At 71.0% G+C, this 18,981-nt stretch carries 17 protein-coding genes; 14 read left to right on the top strand and 3 right to left on the bottom strand.

All coding sequences use genetic code 11. From position 1 onward, the window contains the following. Window positions 1–93 precede the first annotated feature (93 nt). Window positions 94–531 (bottom strand): hypothetical protein, encoded by a 438-nt coding sequence (locus AB0L89_RS14005; RefSeq protein ID WP_365139470.1) that lies wholly within the window; start codon window positions 529–531, stop codon window positions 94–96. A 151-nt stretch (window positions 532–682) separates the two neighbouring features. On the opposite strand from AB0L89_RS14005, the gene AB0L89_RS14000 reads away from it, so the two are divergent. The 14 genes from AB0L89_RS14000 (at window position 683) to AB0L89_RS13935 (ending at window position 16,695) form a co-directional block, all read left to right on the top strand. After that, complete coding sequence (locus tag AB0L89_RS14000) at window positions 683–1,942, top strand: histidine kinase (protein ID WP_365139467.1); 1,260 nt, start codon at window positions 683–685, stop codon at window positions 1,940–1,942. Beyond that, a complete protein-coding gene (locus AB0L89_RS13995) occupies window positions 1,927–2,574 on the top strand; it encodes a response regulator transcription factor (RefSeq protein ID WP_365139464.1) in 648 nt (215 codons plus the stop codon). The genes AB0L89_RS14000 and AB0L89_RS13995 overlap by 16 nt, the downstream gene beginning before the upstream one ends. A 553-nt stretch (window positions 2,575–3,127) precedes the next feature. Beyond that, window positions 3,128–3,418 (top strand): hypothetical protein, encoded by a 291-nt coding sequence (locus AB0L89_RS13990; protein WP_365139461.1) that lies wholly within the window; start codon window positions 3,128–3,130, stop codon window positions 3,416–3,418. 115 nt (window positions 3,419–3,533) lie between these two features. Continuing rightward, window positions 3,534–4,052: a hypothetical protein gene (locus tag AB0L89_RS13985; RefSeq protein WP_365139458.1), complete on the top strand. Its 519-nt coding sequence runs from the start codon at window positions 3,534–3,536 to the stop codon at window positions 4,050–4,052. A gap of 131 nt (window positions 4,053–4,183) precedes the next feature. After that, complete coding sequence (locus AB0L89_RS13980) at window positions 4,184–5,431, top strand: amidohydrolase (protein WP_365139842.1); 1,248 nt, start codon at window positions 4,184–4,186, stop codon at window positions 5,429–5,431. 230 nt (window positions 5,432–5,661) lie between these two features. Beyond that, a complete protein-coding gene (locus AB0L89_RS13975; protein WP_365139839.1) occupies window positions 5,662–6,744 on the top strand; it encodes a BMP family ABC transporter substrate-binding protein in 1,083 nt (360 codons plus the stop codon). A gap of 337 nt (window positions 6,745–7,081) precedes the next feature. Further along, the gene (locus AB0L89_RS13970; RefSeq protein ID WP_365139455.1) at window positions 7,082–8,134 is read left to right on the top strand and encodes a BMP family ABC transporter substrate-binding protein; all 1,053 of its coding nucleotides are present in this window, start codon (window positions 7,082–7,084) and stop codon (window positions 8,132–8,134) included. Between the two features lie 257 nt (window positions 8,135–8,391). Continuing rightward, on the top strand, window positions 8,392–10,017 hold the full coding sequence (locus AB0L89_RS13965; protein WP_365139836.1) for an ABC transporter ATP-binding protein: 1,626 nt from the start codon (window positions 8,392–8,394) through the stop codon (window positions 10,015–10,017). After that, the gene (locus tag AB0L89_RS13960) at window positions 10,014–11,162 is read left to right on the top strand and encodes an ABC transporter permease (RefSeq protein WP_365139453.1); all 1,149 of its coding nucleotides are present in this window, start codon (window positions 10,014–10,016) and stop codon (window positions 11,160–11,162) included. The genes AB0L89_RS13965 and AB0L89_RS13960 overlap by 4 nt, the downstream gene beginning before the upstream one ends. Then, entirely contained in the window at window positions 11,159–12,421 is a 1,263-nt protein-coding gene (locus tag AB0L89_RS13955; protein WP_365139450.1) for an ABC transporter permease, read from the top strand. The genes AB0L89_RS13960 and AB0L89_RS13955 overlap by 4 nt, the downstream gene beginning before the upstream one ends. After that, window positions 12,418–12,819 (top strand): cytidine deaminase, encoded by a 402-nt coding sequence (locus AB0L89_RS13950; RefSeq protein ID WP_365139447.1) that lies wholly within the window; start codon window positions 12,418–12,420, stop codon window positions 12,817–12,819. The genes AB0L89_RS13955 and AB0L89_RS13950 overlap by 4 nt, the downstream gene beginning before the upstream one ends. 120 nt (window positions 12,820–12,939) lie before the next feature. Beyond that, on the top strand, window positions 12,940–14,217 hold the full coding sequence (locus tag AB0L89_RS13945) for a thymidine phosphorylase (protein ID WP_365139444.1): 1,278 nt from the start codon (window positions 12,940–12,942) through the stop codon (window positions 14,215–14,217). 118 nt (window positions 14,218–14,335) lie between these two features. Continuing rightward, a complete protein-coding gene (locus AB0L89_RS13940) occupies window positions 14,336–16,258 on the top strand; it encodes a DUF4157 domain-containing protein (RefSeq protein ID WP_365139441.1) in 1,923 nt (640 codons plus the stop codon). A gap of 56 nt (window positions 16,259–16,314) precedes the next feature. Next, window positions 16,315–16,695: an STAS domain-containing protein gene (locus AB0L89_RS13935; protein WP_365139438.1), complete on the top strand. Its 381-nt coding sequence runs from the start codon at window positions 16,315–16,317 to the stop codon at window positions 16,693–16,695. Here the strand turns inward: AB0L89_RS13935 and AB0L89_RS13930 are convergent. Both AB0L89_RS13930 and AB0L89_RS13925 read right to left on the bottom strand, forming a co-directional pair. Then, window positions 16,606–17,589 (bottom strand): sigma-70 family RNA polymerase sigma factor, encoded by a 984-nt coding sequence (locus tag AB0L89_RS13930; protein ID WP_365139435.1) that lies wholly within the window; start codon window positions 17,587–17,589, stop codon window positions 16,606–16,608. The genes AB0L89_RS13935 and AB0L89_RS13930 overlap by 90 nt on opposite strands. A gap of 101 nt (window positions 17,590–17,690) precedes the next feature. Then, window positions 17,691–18,977: an MFS transporter gene (locus tag AB0L89_RS13925; protein WP_365139432.1), complete on the bottom strand. Its 1,287-nt coding sequence runs from the start codon at window positions 18,975–18,977 to the stop codon at window positions 17,691–17,693. Between the last annotated feature and the right edge of the window lie 4 nt (window positions 18,978–18,981).

Below are 18,981 nucleotides of genomic sequence, written 5' to 3'. Positions count from 1 at the left end.
CGTGGACCAGCGCGGTGGCCGGCGTTGCCCGCCTGGTTCACTGTCGACTCCCTTGCCGTTGGCGCAGTCAGGAACCACGCAGGAGCTGAGGAGTCAGCGTGACTTGGGAAAGGCGGCGCGCAGTGCGGAGCCCCGGATGATGAACGCGACTCGGATGATGGGCAGCATGCACACGGCCTGCATCACGGCGTACCACGGCGGGCAGACACCCGGGATCAGGTCGACGCCGATGATCGCGATCGGCATGATGACGGCGAGGGCGCTCACGCGATCGAAGGCCCGTCGAGATCCCCGGGAAGCGGAGACGGTCATCCGGTGGATCAGCACGGCGACTGCGGGCAGCAGGGCTGCCCGGACCCACATGAACGTGTTCACCGTATGACCGCTGGTCGACACCGCGATGACCGCCAGGAGGGCGACGGCGCTGAGTGCGCCGTAGACCTTGACGGTGTTCTTCGCCATGTCGAAGGCTTCTTGGATGCGGGTGCTGTCGAGGAGTGCCGCCTCAGTCGCGTGCTTGTTGGTTTCCATGCTCATCGACGCTAGGAAGCACCAGGCCGACGCGGTATCCGTCTGGACCCACGGGTGGGTGGGGCTAGCCCCACTCTCCGGCTGACCAGGGCGGTAGCGGGCTCCGCGCGGTGCACAGTGGGAGCACCGAACGGAAAACGGAGGAAGAACCATGAGGCGGCTGGGTTCGTGGCCGGCGCGCGCCGGCGTGGGGTTCGTACGGGCGTGCGTCGTGGCGGTCATCAGCATGCTGGTCCCGGCCGTGTGGGCCGCCGCCGTGGCGCTGGGGATCTGGTGGGGAGCGGGAAACCCGTGGTCGTGGGTTGCGCCGGTCGTGCTGGTGTGCGGGGGCACGCTCGCCCTGTCCCGCTCGGTCTGCCGGATGGTCCGCTTCCTCGTCGCGAGGTGGACGGCCACCGTCATCCCCGCGGGATACCGGCAGGCCGGGCCAGTGACGCGGATGTCCACCGGGTACTGGTGGAACGGCTTCAGCTACGAGCGCACCCGCCGCGATGCCCTCTTGGATCAGAAGTGGCGGGTCCGGTGGAGCGACCCCGCCAACTGGCGCGACCTGCGGTTCACGGCGATCGCGCCGCTCACCGCGGGCGTGGTCGCGTCCCTCCCGCCGGCCGGGGTGGCCGTAGCGGTCCTCGGGCTCGGCCGGCCGGGGCCCGCCGCGCGTGTCGTCGGGGCGCTCGGCCTGGTCGTGGCCGTCGCCGGCGCCCCGTATGCCTGGCGGTGTGTCGAGCCAGTGGCCGTTCGCTTCCTGCGCCCGTCACCCGCGATGGCGCTGGCGGACCGGGTGGACGAGCTGACCGCCCAGCGCGCGGATGCGACGGTTGCCCAGGCCGCCGAGATCCGCCGGATCGAGCGGGACCTGCACGATGGGGCGCAGGCCCGCCTGGTCGGGCTCGGGCTCTCTTTGGCGACTGCGGAGAAGCTGATGGAAACCGACCCTGACCAGGCCAGGACGCTGATGCGGGAAGCGCGGGCCGGTGCCACCGCGTCACTGACCGAGCTCCGCGAACTGGTCCAGGGAATCAACCCGCCCGTGCTGAACGACCGCGGGCTCATCGATGCCGTTCGCGCTCTTGCCCTGGACAGCCCGCTCGATGCGGCTGTCAGCGCAGACCTTCAACTCAGCCTGGACCCGCCGATCGAGTCCGCCCTGTACTTCGCCATCGCCGAACTGCTGACCAACTCGGTCAAGCACGCCCGTGCGACCCAGGCCCGGATCTCCATCACCCAGGACGACACCGGCATCGTCATCGATGTCGAAGACAACGGCCGCGGCGGAGCCGGCCTGCGAGCCGACGGCGGACTCGCGGGGCTGCGCCGCCGCCTCGCGGTCTTCGACGGCGCCCTGGAGATCACCAGCCCGGAAGGCGGCCCGACCCGGGTGAGGATGATGGTGCCGTGCGAATCGTTGTAGCCGAAGACCTCTACCTCCTGCGTGACGGGATGGTTCGCCTCATCGAGGCATATGGACACCAGGTGGTGGCGACCGCAGCCACCGGACCCGAGACGCTGCACGCGCTGTTGACGTGGCGGCCTGATGTTGCCGTCGTCGACGTCCGCATGCCACCGACCCAGTCGGACGAGGGCCTGCGGGCGGCTCTTGCCGCCCGCAGCGAACTGCCCGGACTGCCGGTCCTCATCCTTTCCCAGTACGTTGAGCAGCTGTACGCCCGCGAACTCCTGGCCGACGGCGCCGGTGGCATCGGCTACTTCCTCAAAGAGAGCGTCTTCGACGCCGATCAGTTCATCGACGCCCTGGAACGCGTCGCCGCCGGCGGGACCGCCATGGACCCGGCCGTCATCGCCAAACTACTGTCCAGCGGATCCTCGAATCGACGGCTCGAACGGCTCACCGAACGCGAACACTCCGTGCTCGGCCTCATGGCCGAAGGACTGTCCAACCAGGCCATCGGCCAACGGCTCTTCCTCAGCGAAAGCGCCATCAGCAAGTACACCACCTCACTGTTCGGCAAACTCGGCATCACCGATGACGACAACAACAACCGCCGCGTCCTCGCCGTTCTCGCCTACCTGAACAACCCCTGACGCGCCTCGGCCCCACCGCAAGTCGGTGTTTCATAGGTGGTCCCCGTTTCAACACCGGGCGCCGGCAGCATCGCCGCAGGTCGATTTGTTTCACGGGCCGTTTCCTTCCTCTTGGCCGGTGAAACGCACTTCTGAAACGACCCGACCGTGATCACTGACCCGTACCAGCTCGTCGAGTCGCACGCCTGCCCGATGTCCACCTGCCAGGCCCCGGCGGGCTCGCCCTGCCGCACCACCTCCGGCAAGGTCGCGCTCAAGTACCACACCGCGCGCTTCCAGCTCGTCCCCGCGCGCCGCTCCGAGCCGCACGTCGCCACCCCGGCCGTACGCCATCCCGGCTCCGCCCGGCAGGCACTGCCCGTGCAGAAGCTCGCGGCGCCTGCCGTGCCGATGGAGGTCCGGCTCGCTTACGCCCGAGTCTCCAGCCGGACGCAGGAGATCCAGTCCCAGGTCGACGCCCTCGAATCCGCCGGCGTACACCGGCTCCGGCCCCCTGGCCGGGAAGCACGACCCGTCCGGCCACGGGGCCGCCCTGTTCGCCTTCTTCGCCGCCATGGCGGAGTCCGAGCGCGACTACATCCGCGACAAGACCCTCGAAGGCCAGGAGACCGCCCGTACGAAGGGCAGAGCGATCGGCGGGGTCAAGGTCTGCGACGAGGACATGCTCGCCACCGCCCTGCGCCTGCGCGACGACGGACACCTCTCGCTGCGCGAGATCGCCTCCCGCCTCGTCATCCGCACCGGCAAGAAGCGCGGCCAACACCCAGCCCCGGCCACCGTCATGCGCATGCTGCGCGAACACGATGAGCAGACAGCCACAGCCGCTCTGGAGCCTACGGCCTGACCTGGGGCTCAGTCTTTGGCGTCACGGCAGGAGGAGACCGGCCTCCCCCGCCCGGCGGACCCCCTCGGGACCCGGCGACGACGCGCGCCGCTCGCGTCGGCGACAGCATCGGAGCATGCCGAAGATCACCGCACTCCCCGACGTCCCCCGCTGGGCCGCGCTCGCCGCGCACGCCGTGCCGCTGCTCACCCTGCCGTCCGCGCTGTGGCGGGTCGGCTTCGTCGCCGGGCTCCCCCTGCTCGCCGAGCCCCAGCGCGGCGCCGGGGAGGCCGTATACATTCTGATGCTGAGTGTCGTCTCCGAGGGGCTCGCCCTGATGACGCTCGGTCTCGTGCGCGGATGGGGTGAGATCGTGCCACGCTGGATACCCCTCCTGGGCGGACGCCGGGTGCGGCCGCTGGCCGCCACGGTGCCTGCGTTCCTCGGCGCCGCCGCCCTGACCTCGCTCGTCGGGTGGGCCTTCTACGCACAGCTCGCCGGGCTCGGCGACGGGGGCGTCACCGACAGCGCGGCGCAGACCACGCTGCTCCTGGTGTGTTATGTGCCGCTGATCGGCTGGCCGCCCCTGCTCGCGGCGGTGGCGTGGGCCTATTACCGGCGGCGGACGGCCCCCGCATCACTCATGATGGCCTGAAAGTTTACCCACCGCGACCAAGGGTCATGCGCCACGCGGCCACAAATTCTTCCCCTATCGGGCTGAACTTTTGTTGATCGTGGGTCAGTTGGCCGTTGTGTCGCCCTACCCTTCAGAGGGTGAACCAACTGATGTCCCGTGCGTCCGAAGAAGAGGTGCCCGACGACGTGTCCGGAGGCGGGTCCGCCATCGCGGACCTGCTCCCCGGCGCGCTGCCCGAGGAGCTGCGCGCCGAACTCGTCGCCTTCCGGCGCGACTTGCACATGCACCCCGAGCTCGGCAACCAGGAGTTCCGTACCACCGCGGCCATCAAGGCCCGGCTGGAGGAGGCGGGGCTCGCGCCCCGGGTGCTCGCCACCGGTACGGGACTGGTGTGCGACATCGGAGCCTGGGACGGCGTACGCCCCATGCTCGCCCTGCGCGCCGACATCGACGCGCTGCCCATCCCGGACACCAAGCTCGGCGTGGCGTACCGCTCGACGGTGCCCGACCGCGCCCACGCCTGCGGGCACGACGTGCACACCACCGTCGTCCTGGGCGCCGGCCTCGTCCTGGCCGAGCTGGACCGGCAGGGGCGGCTGCCGGTGCCGGTGCGGCTGGTCTTCCAGCCCGCCGAGGAGGTCCTGCCGGGCGGCGCGACCGACGCCATCGAGTCGGGCGTCCTCGACGGGGTCGGGAAGATCATCGCCGTGCACTGCGACCCCCGCGTCGACGCGGGCCGCATCGGCCTGCGGCACGGCGCCATCACCTCGGCCTGCGACCGCCTGGAGGTCGCGCTCGACGGCCCCGGCGGGCACACCGCGCGGCCGCACCTGACCACCGACCTCGTGACCGCCGCCGCCAAGGTCGCCACCGAGGTGCCCGCCCTGGTCGCCCGCCGCGTCGACGCCCGCTCCGGGCTCGCGGTGACCTGGGGGCGCATCGAGGCGGGCCACGCCTGCAACGTCATCCCGCAGCACGCCGAGCTCTCCGGCACCGTGCGCTGCCTCGACCTCAAGGCCTGGCGGGAGGCGCCCGACCTGGTGCACGGCGCCATCCAGGAGATCGCCGACCTCTACCGCGCCAAGTCCGAGATCAACTACGTCCGCGGGGTCCCGCCCGTGGTCAACGACCCGGTGGTGACCGACCTGTTGCGGGACGCCATGGCCGTGCGGCGCGGCGCGCTCTCCGTGGAGGACACCGAGCAGAGCCTCGGCGGCGAGGACTTCTCCTGGTACCTGGAGCGGGTGCCCGGCGCCATGGCCCGGCTCGGCGTGCGCAGGCCGGGGGAGCGGGCCGTCCGCGATCTCCACCAGGGCGACTTCGACGCGGACGAGTCGGCCATCACGGTCGGCGTCGAACTCTTCACCGCCGCCGCCCTGCTGGACGCGGTGCGCTAGCGGCGGGGAAAGCGCCGGGGGCCGGTCGCGACACGCCGTGTTCACACGGATGTGACCGGCCCCGACAGGAAAGGGGCGCGGCGGACGCGACCGGCCCCGACGGGAAAAGCACGAAGAGGTAACGGCACCCGGAGAAACCGTTCCCCTCCCTTTCTACGCGCGTTAATGTGCGCCGAAATCAGCGCCGTACGCGGCGCGTTGGGGATCAAGGGGTGCTTCCTGTGCGTCGAATCTCTCGGAAATCTCGCACCACTCATATCGCCGCGACACTCGCCGTCCTCGCACTCGCCGCGGCCGGCTGCGGCAAGACCAGCGGCGAGGCCTCGCAGGACGACGGCGGCAAGGACAAGGGCTCCGCGGGCTCGTCGTACAAGGGCAAGGGCATCGGACTCGCGTACGACATCGGCGGACAGGGCGACCAGTCCTTCAACGACGCGGCCTACGCGGGCTATTCGAAGGCGCGCAAGGAATTCAAGATCGGCGGCGTGGACATGGAGCCGGGCGACGGCGAGTCCAGCGCCGACAAGGTCCAGCGCCTCGAACAGCTCGCCAAGCAGGGCTACGACCCCGTCGTCGGCGTCGGCTTCGTCTACGCGCCCGCGGTCCAGGCCGCCGCCAAGAAGTACCCCGACACCACCTTCGGGATCATCGACGACAACACCGTGAAGGCGGACAACGTCGCCGACCTGGTCTTCCACGAGGAGCAGGGTTCCTATCTGGCGGGCGTCGCCGCGGCGAAGGCGTCCAAGGCCAAGCACGTGGGATTCGTGGGGGGCGTGGACATTCCGCTCATCCACAAATTCGAGGCGGGATTCGTGCAGGGCGCGAAGTCCGTCGACCCGAAGATCAAAATCGAGAAACGGTATCTGACGGAGAAGCCAGAGGAGGGCGGATTCTCCAGCCCGGACCGCGGGCAGAACGCGGCGAGCGGGCAGATCGAGTCGGGCGCGGACGTCATCTACCACGCAGCGGGCCTCTCCGGTCAGGGCGTGATCCAGGAGGCGGGCTCGCAGAAGGTCTGGGCGATCGGCGTCGACTCCGACCAGTACCGGCAGAAGGCCCTCGCCAAGTACAAGGACTACATCCTCGGCTCGGCGCTCAAGGACGTCGGCGGCGCGGTGTACGACCTGACGAAGTCGGTCGTCGAGGGCGACCCGATGACCGGCGAACAGCGCTACGACCTCAAGTCCGGCCGCGTCGGGTTCTCCGACTCCAACCCGAAGTACACGGCGATGAAGGACGTGGTGGCCGCCGTGGACAAGGCCAAGGAGGACATCGTCAGCGGCAAGGTGAAGGTGAAGACGGTGCCGTAGCGGCGGGGCGGCCGCGGGGCCCGCTCGCGGTCCCCGCGGGAGCCCACGGGGCAGGGATCACGTTGTACGTATTACGCGGGCGCGGGACACCCGTATGAAATGGATCAAGGTTGTACGTAGTACGCCTTCTGCCGTCTGGGCGCCCCCTGTTGGCGGGGGCGCCCCTGGCGTGTTCTCGCTCCCGACACACCCCGTACGTCCCGCGGCCACAGCTCGATAACGGACCGGACAGAAGGGTTCTTATGTCAGGTCTACGCGCGTTACGCTGCGGCGAAATCAGCGCCGGGTGTGGCGCTCGTTCGTGCTTGTCCTTGCTTGTACTAAGGAGTTCGTCCCTATGCGCCGGGTGTCTCGAATCGCTGTCGCGGGCGCCGCGACCGCCGCCCTCGCCGTCTCCGTCTCCGCCTGTGGTGGCACGTCCAGCGACGCCGCCGCGAGCAAGGACGACAAGAACAAGGGCGTGGCCATCGCCTATGACGTCGGCGGCGCCGGCGACCAGTCCTTCAACGACGCCGCGACCGTCGGCATGAAGAAGGCCGCCAAGGAGTTCAAGACCGGCGAGAAGGCCGTCGAGCCGGTCGACGGCGAGTCCGACGCCGACAAGACCCAGCGTCTGACGCAGCTCGCCAAGCAGGGCTACAACCCCGTCATCGGTGTCGGCTACGCCTACGCCCCGGCGATCAAGGAGGTCTCGGAGAAGTTCCCGAAGACCACCTTCGGCATCGTCGACGACGAGACCGTCAAGGCCGACAACGTCGCCGACCTGGTCTTCAGCGAGCAGGAGGCGTCCTACCTCGCGGGCGTCGCCGCCGCCAAGACCACCAAGTCCAAGACCGTCGGCTTCGTCGGCGGCGTGGACGTCCCCCTCATCCACAAGTTCGAGGCGGGCTTCGTCCAGGGCGTCAAGGACACCGACCCCAAGGTCAAGGTCGAGAAGCAGTACCTGACCGAGAAGGCCGAGGACGGCGGCTTCTCCAGCCCCGACAAGGGCAAGACCGCCGCGCAGGGCCAGATCGAGAAGGGCGCCGACGTGGTCTACCACGCCGCCGGCCTCTCGGGTCAGGGCGTCATCGAGGCCGCCGCCGCCAAGAAGGTCTGGGCGATCGGCGTCGACTCCGACCAGTACAAGCAGGACGCCCTCGCGAAGTACAAGAAGTACATCCTCACCTCGGCGACCAAGGATGTCGCGGGCTCGGTGTACAACCTCGCGAAGGCCGTCGAGGACGGCAACGCCAAGGGTGGCGTCGTCCGTGCCGACCTCGCCTCCGGCGGTGTCGCGCTCGCCGAGTCGAACCCCGAGTTCATGGGCATGAAGGACGTCCAGGCCGCGCTGGAGAAGGCCGAAGAGGGCATCAAGAGCGGCAAGATCAAGGTCAAGAGCACGCCGTGACGCCGTGACGGCAGCGTGATTCTCGTGCGACGGGGTGTGGGGGACGATGGTTCACCCGCGCCCCGTTCGCGCGGACCACACCTCAACTTCCCGTAGCACCGGGGAAGTTCACATCGTGCGGGACGTCCCGCCGGGACCCCTCCCGGCGGGCGGCCTCCGGCAGGGAACTTCCCCCACCCAGCAGGGGCACTGCGCGCGTAGGCGGCCCCTTTCCCTCAGGCCCTTCCGGCCTTCCGGCCCCCCGAGGAGAGTGCGCCATCGACGCGTCCACCAGCCCTCCCCCCACCGACAAGGCACCCGTCGCCCCCGGTGGCACCGCCGTTGAACTCAGCGGCATCACCAAGCGCTTCCCCGGCGTCGTGGCCAACCACGACATCCACCTCACCGTACGCAAGGGCACCGTGCACGCCCTCGTCGGCGAGAACGGCGCCGGCAAGTCGACCCTGATGAAGATCCTCTACGGCATGCAGAAGCCGGACGAGGGCACCATCACCGTCGACGGCGAACAGGTCGCCTTCGGCAGTCCCGCGGACGCCATCGCCCGCGGCATCGGCATGGTGCACCAGCACTTCATGCTCGCCGACCAGCTGACCGTCCTGGAGAACATCGTCCTCGGCAGCGAGAAGCTGCACGGCATCGGCGCCGCCGCCCGCCGCGAGATCGCCGAGATCTCCGACCGCTACGGCCTCGGGGTGCGCCCCGACGCGTACGTGGAGGACCTCGGCGTCGCCGACCGCCAGCGCGTGGAGATCCTCAAGGTCCTCTACCGCGGCGCCACCACGCTGATCCTCGACGAGCCCACGGCCGTGCTCGTGCCGCAGGAGGTCGACGCGCTCTTCGACAACCTGCGCGAGCTCAAGTCCGAGGGCCTGTCCGTCATCTTCATCTCGCACAAGCTCGGTGAGGTCCTCTCCGTCGCCGACGACATCACCGTCATCCGGCGCGGCACCACCGTCGGCACGGCGGTCCCGGCCGAGACGACGCCCCGCCAGCTCGCCGAGCTGATGGTGGGCAGCGAACTGCCCACCCCCGAGACGGCGGAGTCCACGGTCACCGACCGCCCGATGATCCAGGTCGAGAGCCTCAGGCTGCTCGCCGAGGGCGAGTCGGGCCGCGCGCTGCTCGACGACATCTCCTTCACGATCCACGAGGGCGAGGTCCTCGGCATCGCGGGCGTGGAGGGCAACGGCCAGACCGAGCTGATCGACGCGCTCATCGGCCTCAAGCACGCCGACTCCGGCGTGATCCGGATGGCGGGCGAGGACATCACGGCCGTGCCCACCCGCAAGCGCCGCGAGGACGGCATCGGGTACATCCCCGAGGACCGCCACCGCCACGGCCTCCTCCTGGAGTCGCCGCTGTGGGAGAACCGCATCCTCGGCCACGTCACCGAGAAGCCCAACGCGAAAGGCTTCTGGCTCGACCCCAAGGGCGCCCAGGCCGACACCCGCCGCATCGTCGAGGAGTACGACGTCCGTACGCCCGGCATCGACGTGACGGCCGCCTCGCTGTCCGGCGGCAACCAGCAGAAGCTGATCGTCGGCCGCGAGATGAGCCACGGGCCACGCTTCCTGATCGCCGCCCACCCCACCCGCGGTGTGGACGTCGGCGCCCAGGCGCAGATCTGGGACCAGATCCGCGAGGCCCGCCGCGAGGGCCTGGCCGTGCTGCTGATCTCGGCCGACCTGGACGAGCTGATCGGCCTCTCCGACACCCTCCGCGTGATCTACCGCGGGCGGTTCGTCGCCGACGCCGACCCGGCCACCATCACGCCCGAGGAGCTCGGTTCGGCGATGACGGGCGCGGCCTCCGGCCACCTCGAACACGTAGAAGAAGAGCCCGCCAAGGGCGCTGCCGGCACGTCGGAGGACGAGGCCCGATGAAGAAGTTCGACAAGGAGCGGCTGCTCCTCGCGGTGGCCGGACCGGTCATCGCGCTGATCGCGGCCGTGGCGCTGACCTCGGTCGTGCTGCTCGCCTCGGGCAAGAGCCCGATCGAGCCGTACACCCTGATGCTGGAGCAGGCCACCTTCTCCGACGTCCAGGTCCTGATCATCAACCAGGCCGGGATGTACTACCTGGCGGCGCTCGCGGTGGCCATCGGCTTCCGCATGAACCTGTTCAACATCGGCGTGGACGGGCAGTACCGGCTCGCCGCGATGGTCACCGCCGTCGTCGGCGCGCACGTGGCGCTGCCGTCCTTCCTCCAGATCCCGATGCTGATGCTGGTCGCCATGCTCACCGGCGCCTTCTGGGCCGGCATCGCGGGCGTCCTGAAGACCACGCGCGGCGTCAGCGAGGTGGTCGCCACGATCATGCTCAACGCCATCGCGACGAGCGTCATCGGCTACCTCACGCTCACCGAGAACTTCGGTGTGCCGGTCGGCAACAACCAGACCACCGGCGAGATGGAGAAGTCCGGCTGGTTCCCCGGCATCAAGGTCGCGGGCGGCGAGATCTACGGCTTCGTCGTCATCGCGGTCCTCGCGGGCGTCCTGTACTGGCTGGTCCTCAACCGCACCCGGTTCGGCTTCGACCTGCGCGCCACCGGCGCCTCCGAGTCGGCCGCCGCGGCCAGTGGTGTCAACGCCAAGCGCATGGTGCTCAGCGCGATGCTGATCTCCGGCGCGGTCTCGGGCCTCTCGGGCCTGCCGATCCTGCTCGGCGACACCCACACCTATAGCCTCAGCTTCCCCTCGGGCCTCGGCTTCACCGCCATCGGCATCGCCCTGCTCGGCCGCAACAACCCGGTCGGCATCGCCTTCGCCGCGCTCCTGTGGGCCTTCCTCGACAAGGCCTCGCCCGCTCTGGACTACGCCCAGCCGGAGCCGTACGACAAGGAGATCGCGGTGATCATGCAGGGCCTCATCGTGATCGCGGTCGTCGTCTCCTACGAGGCCGTGCGTCGCTGGGGCCTCAGCCGCCAGCAGCAGCGCGTCGGCGAGGAACTGGCCGCCGCCGCACGGGCGAAGGCCGGCGACGGCTCCCACGGCAACAACGACTCCGCGAAGGAGGTGGCGTCCCGATGAGCACGGCAACCGTCGCCAAGCCCTCGGCCAAGCAGCCCGCGCCGGGCCGCCGCCGCGTCTCGCTCCCCGTCCTGATGCTGATCATCGCGGGTGTTCTGGTGCTGACCTCCGTGGTCCGCCTGATCACCGGCGCGGACGGCATCACGTCCACCGGCCAGATGTCCACGGCCCTCAAGCTCGCCGTGCCGATCGGCCTCGCGGGCCTCGGCGGTCTGTGGGCCGAGCGCGCGGGCGTCGTCAACATCGGCCTGGAGGGCATGCTGATCCTCGGCACCTGGTTCGGCGCCTGGGCCGGCTTCCAGTGGGGCCCGTGGGTCGGTGTCCTGTTCGGCGTCGTCGGCGGCGCGCTCGGCGGTCTGCTGCACGCGATCGTCACGGTCACCTTCAACGTCAACCACATCGTCTCCGGTGTGGCCATCAACATCCTCGCCCTGGGCGTCACCCGCTACCTCTCCACCTTCGCCTTCGAGGGCGAGGAGGGCGGTACGTCCAAGCAGTCGCCGCCCGTCGACTCGCTCGGCAGCTTCTCCGTGCCGGGCCTGTCCGACTGGCTCGCCGACCTCAACGGCAAACACTGGTTCCTGGTCTCCGACCTCGCGGGCCTGCTCGGCGGGCTGATCACCGACCTCTCGCCACTCACCGTGATCGCCGTCGCGATGGTGCCGCTGAGCTGGTGGGTCCTGTGGCGCACGTCGTTCGGTCTGCGGCTGCGCTCCTGCGGCGAGAACCCGATCGCGGCGGAGTCGCTCGGCGTCAACGTCTACAAGTACAAGTACCTGGCCGTGGTGATCTCCGGCGGCCTCGCGGGCCTCGGCGGCGCCTTCCTCTCGCTGGTCGCCTCCAACATCTACCTGGAGGGCCAGACCGGCGGGCGCGGCTACATCGGTCTCGCCGCGATGATCTTCGGCAACTGGATGCCGGGCGGACTCGCGCTGGGCGCGGGCCTGTTCGGTTACACCGACAGCCTGAAGCTCCGGGGTGGCGGCACCAACGTCCACGCGCTGCTGCTGCTCATCGCGATCCTGCTGGTCATCGGCGCGATCTACCTCGCCTGGCGCAAGCGGTACATCCCCGCGGTGATCACCGCGGCCGTCTCCGCGCTGATGTTCCTGTGGTACGGCTTGACCGACGAGGTGCCCAACCAGGTCGTCACCGCGACCCCGTACGTGGTGACCCTGCTGGTCCTCTCGCTCTCCGCCCAGCGGCTGCGGATGCCGAAGGCGGACGGAATGCCGTACCGAAAGGGACAGGGCAAGTGACGACTGCTGCCGCGGACACCGACTGGGACTCCCTGCGGGAGGCCGCGCGCGAGGCCATGGCCCGTGCGTACGCGCCCTACTCGGGCTTCCCGGTCGGCGCCGCGGCGCTGGTCGACGACGGCAGGACCGTCGTCGGCTGCAACGTGGAGAACGCCTCCTACGGCCTCGGCCTGTGCGCCGAGTGCGGTCTGGTCTCCCAGCTCCAGCTGACCGGCGGGGGCCGTCTGACGCACTTCACGTGCGTGGACGGCAAGGGCGACATCCTGATGCCGTGCGGCCGCTGCCGCCAGCTGCTCTACGAGTTCGGCGGCGCGGAACTCCTCCTGGAGACGTCGTCGGGCGTGCGGACGCTCGGGGACATGCTGCCCGACGCGTTCGGACCGCAGCACCTCAACTGACCCACGGCCCCCGCCCGTTGCCCGGCACCGGACGGGGGCCGTCTTCTGCTCGTCGCTCTATGCGCGTAGAGTCGCGACTGAGTGCATATGTACGCCGCTGTACTGCTGGAAGGACTTGCCATGGACGTCATCTCCGTCATCCGCACCAAGCGCGACCGGGGCGAGCTGAGCGACGAGCAGATCGACTGGGTCATCGACGCCTATACGCGCGGCGCGGTGGCCGACGAGCAGATGTCGGCCCTCGCGATGGCGATCCTGCTCAACGGCATGAACCGCAAGGAGATCGCCCGCTGGACCGCCGCGATGATCGCGTCCGGCGAGCGCATGGACTTCTCCTCCCTGACCCGCCCCACGGCGGACAAGCACTCCACCGGCGGCGTCGGCGACAAGATCACGCTGCCGCTCGCCCCGCTGGTCGCCGCGTGCGGCGCGGCCGTCCCGCAGCTCTCGGGCCGCGGCCTCGGCCACACCGGCGGCACCCTCGACAAGCTGGAGGCCGTCCCCGGCTGGCGCGCCTTGCTCTCCAACGAGGAGATGCTGAACGTCCTGGACGGCGTCGGCTCGGTGATCTGCGCGGCGGGCGACGGCCTCGCCCCCGCCGACAAGAAGCTGTACGCGCTGCGCGACGTGACCGGCACGGTGGAGGCGATCCCGCTGATCGCCTCGTCGATCATGTCGAAGAAGATCGCCGAGGGCACCGGCTCGCTGGTCCTCGACGTGAAGGTCGGCACCGGCGCCTTCATGAAGAACCTCGACGACGCCCGCGAACTGGCCTCCACCATGGTCGAGCTGGGCACCGACAGCGGTGTGCGCACGGTGGCGCTGCTCACCGACATGTCCACCCCGCTCGGCCTGACCGCGGGCAACGCGCTGGAGGTCCGCGAGTCCGTCGAGGTCCTCGCGGGCGGCGGCCCGGCCGACGTGGTCGAGCTGACCCTCGCCCTGGCCCGCGAGATGCTGGACGCGGCGGGCCTGAAGGACGCCGACCCGGCGAAGGCCCTCGCGGACGGTTCCGCGATGGACGTGTGGCGCCGCATGATCGCCGCGCAGGGCGGTGACCCGGACGCGGCCCTGCCGGTCGCCCGCGAGCGGCACGTCGTCACCGCCCCGGCCTCGGGCGTGCTGACCCGCCTGGACGCGTACGACATCGGCGTCGCCGCCTGGCGTCTGGGCGCCGGACGGGCCCGCAAGGAGGACGTGGTCCAGGCGGGGGCGGGCGTCGAACTCCACGCCAAGCCGGGCGACTCCGTCGAGGCGGGGGCGCCGCTGCTGACCCTCCACACGGACACCCCGGAGCGCTTCGACTACGCGCTCCAGGCGGTCGAGGGGGCGTACGACATCGCCGCCGCGGGCACGGACTTCGCGCCGTCGCCGATCGTCCTGGACCGGATCGGCTGAGAGCCCGGCGGGGCGCGGTCTGCCCCCGTGGCCGGGGATCGTGCCCTTCCGTACCTGGACCTCGGCGGGGCGGTCCGCGTATGCAGGGAGGAGCCGTAGCCTGCGCGGGAGGGCCACCTTGCACGACCACGATCAGAGCAGAGCCGCCGGTGCCGGGCCCGTCCGCGGCCCGGCCCTGCGGCCCGCCGCCCGGGACGCGGCACCGCCCGGCGGGCTCCTCGCCCTCCAGCGCGGCGCGGGGAACGCGGCCGTCGTCCAGATGCTGCGCCGGGCCGGGCACACGTTCGCGGCCGAGGCGCATCAGCACGGTCCCGGCTGCGGGCACGGGGGAGAGCGGCCCGCCGTCCAGCGTGCGGCCGTGCACGACGTGCTGCGCTCCGCCGGGCGGCCGCTGGACGAGCCGACCCGCACCGACATGGAGTCCCGGCTCGGCGCCGACTTCTCCGACGTCCGCGTCCACACCGACGCCGCCGCGAAGGCCTCCGCGGCCGAGGTCGGCGCCCGCGCCTACACCTCCGGCAGCCATGTCGTCATCGGCGACGGCGGCGCCGACCGGCACACCCTCGCCCATGAGCTGACCCACGTCATCCAGCAGCGCCAGGGCCCGGTCGCGGGCACCGACAACGGCTCCGGTCTCAAGGTCTCCGACCCTTCCGACCGGTTCGAGCGCGAAGCGGAGGCCAACGCGCACCGCGCACTGGCCGGTCCCACGCCGGCCGCCTCCGAGACGTCCGCCCCCGAGACGCCCCTTACCGCCGCCGCACCCGGCGAGGGCATCCAGCGCTACGCCTCCGGCCGGGTCAAGAGCCTGGTCAGTGAACAGGGCGAGGGCCCCTACTTCGAGTCGCAGTCACCGCAGGGCGTCCTCGTCCCGGACCCCGAGCGCACCTCCAAGCACTCGGTGGACCACCTCGGGGCCCGTACGCACGACCCGTTCCAGCAGGACGTGGCCGAGGAGACCGGCGTCGAGCCGCCCCCGGGACAGCACGGGCTGCCCCTGCGCGTCGCGGGCGACGGCACGCTCGCCGTGCACGACACCGAGCGCGAGCCCAAGGAGTTCTACGCGACACCGGCCGTCGTCGACGCGAGCAACGAAGCCCTGTGGGGCGCGAACGGCGTCGGCAGCAAGTACCGGCTGGTGACGCGCGGCGCGCAGATCTCCGTGGAGAACCCCGCCGACGGCCGGCCCGTCGTCCTCAAGCGCGTGCAGCCACAGGCCCGGGACAACCCGACGAACGCCGAGTCGGGCTTCGCCGACCTGCTGAAGTCCGAATGCATCGACGTGGCCCGTGAGTTGATGGGCGGCGGCCGGGAGACCGACGTCGTCCTGACCGGCCAGGCGGCGAGGCCCTGGGAGGACGGCACCGTCGACTCCGTGGCGGGCGGCCTCGCCGACGGCGTCGACGCACCGCAGGCGGCCACCCCGAAGCGCTACGGCGGCGCCCTGCGCGAGCACCCCGAACGGATGGACGCCGCCGCCGCGGACCTCGGCGTCAACAAGGCCGCCGCCCCCGCGGTGGGCGAGGGCTTCACGACGGTCTCCCTGGGCCAGAGCGACAAGCTCGACTTCGCCGAATCCGCCACCCCGACCGAGCGCCCGCAGGACATCTGGGGCTTCCACTTCGCGGGCGTCGCGGCGATCAGCGCCGACGGCCAGGACCGCGTCACCCTGGAGAACTACACCCGCACCGCCAACTCCGGGGACGCGCTCAAGGAACTGCTGCCCAGGCTCGTCGAGGAGTTCAGGGCGAAGACGGCCATCCCGCTGCTGCGCCCGCAGGGCAAGCCGCTGCCGCGCGGTTCGGAGATGGACCAGGTGAACAAGCTGATCCAGGGACTCGCCGGGAACGTCGCGCAGGGCACCGCCGAGTTCATGCGGCTCATGACCGCGAAGGACGAGTGGAACAGCAAGTGGTTCTTCCGCATGTACGGATCGGGCGCGGGCCAGACGTTCCACGAGCAGCAGTACGACAGCGGCCGGGGTGACTTCGTGAACCCCCTGACCCTGCGCGTGCGCAAGCGCCGCCCGGCGTCCGGCTGACCGACGCCGGCCGGGTGGTACCGATGAGTTCCGCCCGGCCCGCCGGTCAACCCTGTGTGACTGCTTCCGAAGAGAACCTCATCCGCATCGCGGGACCCCTGCGACCAGGGGACGTCCCCGGCCTGTGCGAGCGGGTCGCGGCCGCCCGGCACGGGCCCGACGCCGGCGGGACGGCCGACGTCGTCTGTGACGTCGCCGCCGTCACCACCGCCGATCTGACCACCGTCGACGCCATCGCCCGGCTGCAGCTCGCGGCCCGCAGGGCCGGGAGACGGATCCGGCTGCGGAATCCGTCCCCCGCCCTGCTCGCGCTGCTCGGCCTCGTCGGCCTCGTCGAACTCCTCGGCCTAGTCGTCGAGATGGAGGGGCACCCCGAACAGCGGGAACCACCGCTGGGTGTCCAGGAAGCAGTGGAAGCCGGCGATGCGGCCCTCTGAGATCTCGATGACCTGGATCGACCAGGGCATGTAACCGCCGTTGTCCGGGTCGGGCTTGTACTGGGCGAAGCCCGGCGTGCCGTTCACGTTCACCGGCAGCAGGCGGCCGTTGGCGCACGGGGCGCCCATCGTGGACATGAAGCCCGTGATGTCCGCGGTGCCGCGCAGCCAGAGGTCGAACGGCGGCATCGTCATGACGGCGTCCTCGGCGAGCAGCGCCGTGAGCGCCGCCATGTCATAGCCCTCGAAGGCGGCGACATAGCGGTCGAGCAGCTTCTGCTGCTCCTCGTCCAGCGGGTCGGAGACGGCGGTGTCGTCCTCCGGCCGCTCGGCGAGGGTGGCGCGGGCCCGCTGCAACGCGCTGTTCACCGAGGCGACCGAGGTGTCGATCAGCTCGGCGACCTCGCTGGCCTTCCACGCGAGGACCTCGCGCAGGATCAGCACCGCCCGCTGCTTGGGCGGCAGGCTCTGCAGGGCGGCGACGAAGGCCAGGCGCACCGACTCCTTGGCGACCGCGGCCTCCGCCGGGTCGCCGATGGACGGAAGCACCCGGGCGTCCGGCACCGGCTCCAGCCAGGTGTTGTCCGGGCGGGGGGTGAGGGCGGCCTGGGCCAGCGGGGCCGCGGCCGTCAGGTCCATGGGGCGGGCGCGGCGGTTGCCCGCGTTCAGCATGTCCAGGCAGACGTTCGTCGCGATGCGGTACAGCCACGAGCGGACGCTGGAGCGGCCCTCGAACTTCTCGAAGCTGCGCCAGGCGCGCACCATCGTGTCCTGCACCGCGTCCTCGGCCTCGAAGGCCGAGCCCAGCATCCGATAGCAGTACCCGGTCAGTTCGACCCGGTGTTTCTCCAGCGTGACGTCCAGATCGGTCGTCGTCCCTGCGGCGTCGCTCATCCCAACCCACCCCTGCGGCTTCCATGAAAGGCCCAGCACTTCGGAAGCTACAGGAGCCCACTGACAACGGCCCCCTGAGTGGGAAAACCAGCAGGTCGAAATCAGTGCGCGGGGGCCACGACCGCCCGCCGCTCCCGCGTCCTCGCCGCGTGCGAGCCCCACACGGTGACCGACACGACGCCGAGCACCGCGAGGACGCCGAGGCCCACCGTCCCCGCCCAGCCGCCCGCGTGGAAGGCGACCGCGCCGAGCGTGCCGCCCGCGCTGGAGCCCAGGTAGTACGCGGACTGGTAGAGCGCCGACGCCTGGGCCCGCCCCTCGGTGGCCGTGCGGCTCACCGACGAGGACGCGACCGCGTGCCCCGCGAAGAAGCCCGCCGTGATCAGCACGAGGCCCAGCAGCACCAGGACGAGCGAGGCGGACAGGGAGAGCAGCAGCCCGCCCGCCGTCGTGCTCACCGCGAGGTACAGCGCCCCGCGCCGTCCGAGCCGGGCCACGAGGCGGCCGGCCGCCGCCGAGGAGACCGTACCGACGAGGTAGACGAGGAAGATCGAGCCGATGACGCCCTGGGGGAGCGAGAACGGCGCCTCGGTGAGCCGGTAGCCGATCACCGTGTAGACCGCGCCGAACACGGTCATGAACAGCGCCCCGATCGCGTACAGCCGGCACAGGAGCGGGTTCGACAGGTGCGTACGGACCGTGCGCGCCAGCGACCTCGGGCTGAGCGTGCCCGGCGTGAAGTGGCGCGGCGCGGGCAGCAGCGCGCGGAAGGCGAGGGCGCACAGCACCGCGAGGACGCCGACCACCCCGACCGCCACGCGCCAGCCCCAGGCCTGCGTGACCCACCCGGTCACGATGCGCCCGCTCATGCCGCCGATCGAATTGCCCGCCACGAACATGCCGATCGCCGCGACCAGCGCCTTGGGCCGCACCTCCTCGGCGAGGAACGCCATCGCGGACGCGGGCAGCCCCGCCAGGGCCGCGCCCTGCACGGCGCGCAGCGCGATCAGCACCTCCACGGAGGGGGCGAAGGGGACGAGGAGACCGACCACGACGGCGACGGTCAGCGCGGCGGTCATCACCGCGCGCCGCCCGAAGCGCTCGCTGAGCGCGCTCAGCGGAAGGACGAAGAGGGCCAGTGCGCCCGTCGCCGCCGACACCGTCCAGCTGGCCGTGCTCGCGCTCACGCCGAAGTCGGCGGAGACGAGGGGGAGAAGGGCCTGCGTGGAGTAGAGGAGGGCGAAGGTGGCCACGCCCGCGAGGAAGAGCGCGAAGCTCATCCTGCGGTAGCCGGGCCCGCCGGGGGTCAGGCGCGTGTCGGCGGCGGGGGACGACGGAGTGAGGGCGACCGCAGGGGTGGCGGGCGCCCCGCTACTGGCAGGAGGCATGCCA

This window comes from Streptomyces sp. NPDC052114 (assembly GCF_040680155.1).
Taxonomy (GTDB): domain Bacteria; phylum Actinomycetota; class Actinomycetes; order Streptomycetales; family Streptomycetaceae; genus Streptomyces.
The sequence above is the reverse complement of the archived record's forward strand: the minus strand, read 5'-3'. Positions and strand labels throughout refer to the sequence as shown.

What these genes read in the sequence shown, in the direction of transcription:
- AB0L89_RS14005 (WP_365139470.1), bottom strand. Translation starts at nt 531, where the DNA reads ATGGAAACCAACAAGCACGCGACTGAGGCGGCACTCCTCGACAGCACC.
- AB0L89_RS14000 (WP_365139467.1), top strand. Translation starts at nt 683, where the DNA reads ATGAGGCGGCTGGGTTCGTGGCCGGCGCGCGCCGGCGTGGGGTTCGTA.
- AB0L89_RS13990 (WP_365139461.1), top strand. Translation starts at nt 3,128, where the DNA reads ATGGCGGAGTCCGAGCGCGACTACATCCGCGACAAGACCCTCGAAGGC.
- AB0L89_RS13985 (WP_365139458.1), top strand. Translation starts at nt 3,534, where the DNA reads ATGCCGAAGATCACCGCACTCCCCGACGTCCCCCGCTGGGCCGCGCTC.
- AB0L89_RS13980 (WP_365139842.1), top strand. Translation starts at nt 4,184, where the DNA reads ATGTCCCGTGCGTCCGAAGAAGAGGTGCCCGACGACGTGTCCGGAGGC.
- AB0L89_RS13970 (WP_365139455.1), top strand. Translation starts at nt 7,082, where the DNA reads ATGCGCCGGGTGTCTCGAATCGCTGTCGCGGGCGCCGCGACCGCCGCC.
- AB0L89_RS13960 (WP_365139453.1), top strand. Translation starts at nt 10,014, where the DNA reads ATGAAGAAGTTCGACAAGGAGCGGCTGCTCCTCGCGGTGGCCGGACCG.
- AB0L89_RS13955 (WP_365139450.1), top strand. Translation starts at nt 11,159, where the DNA reads ATGAGCACGGCAACCGTCGCCAAGCCCTCGGCCAAGCAGCCCGCGCCG.
- AB0L89_RS13945 (WP_365139444.1), top strand. Translation starts at nt 12,940, where the DNA reads ATGGACGTCATCTCCGTCATCCGCACCAAGCGCGACCGGGGCGAGCTG.
- AB0L89_RS13930 (WP_365139435.1), bottom strand. Translation starts at nt 17,589, where the DNA reads ATGAGCGACGCCGCAGGGACGACGACCGATCTGGACGTCACGCTGGAG.
- AB0L89_RS13925 (WP_365139432.1), bottom strand. Translation starts at nt 18,977, where the DNA reads ATGCCTCCTGCCAGTAGCGGGGCGCCCGCCACCCCTGCGGTCGCCCTC.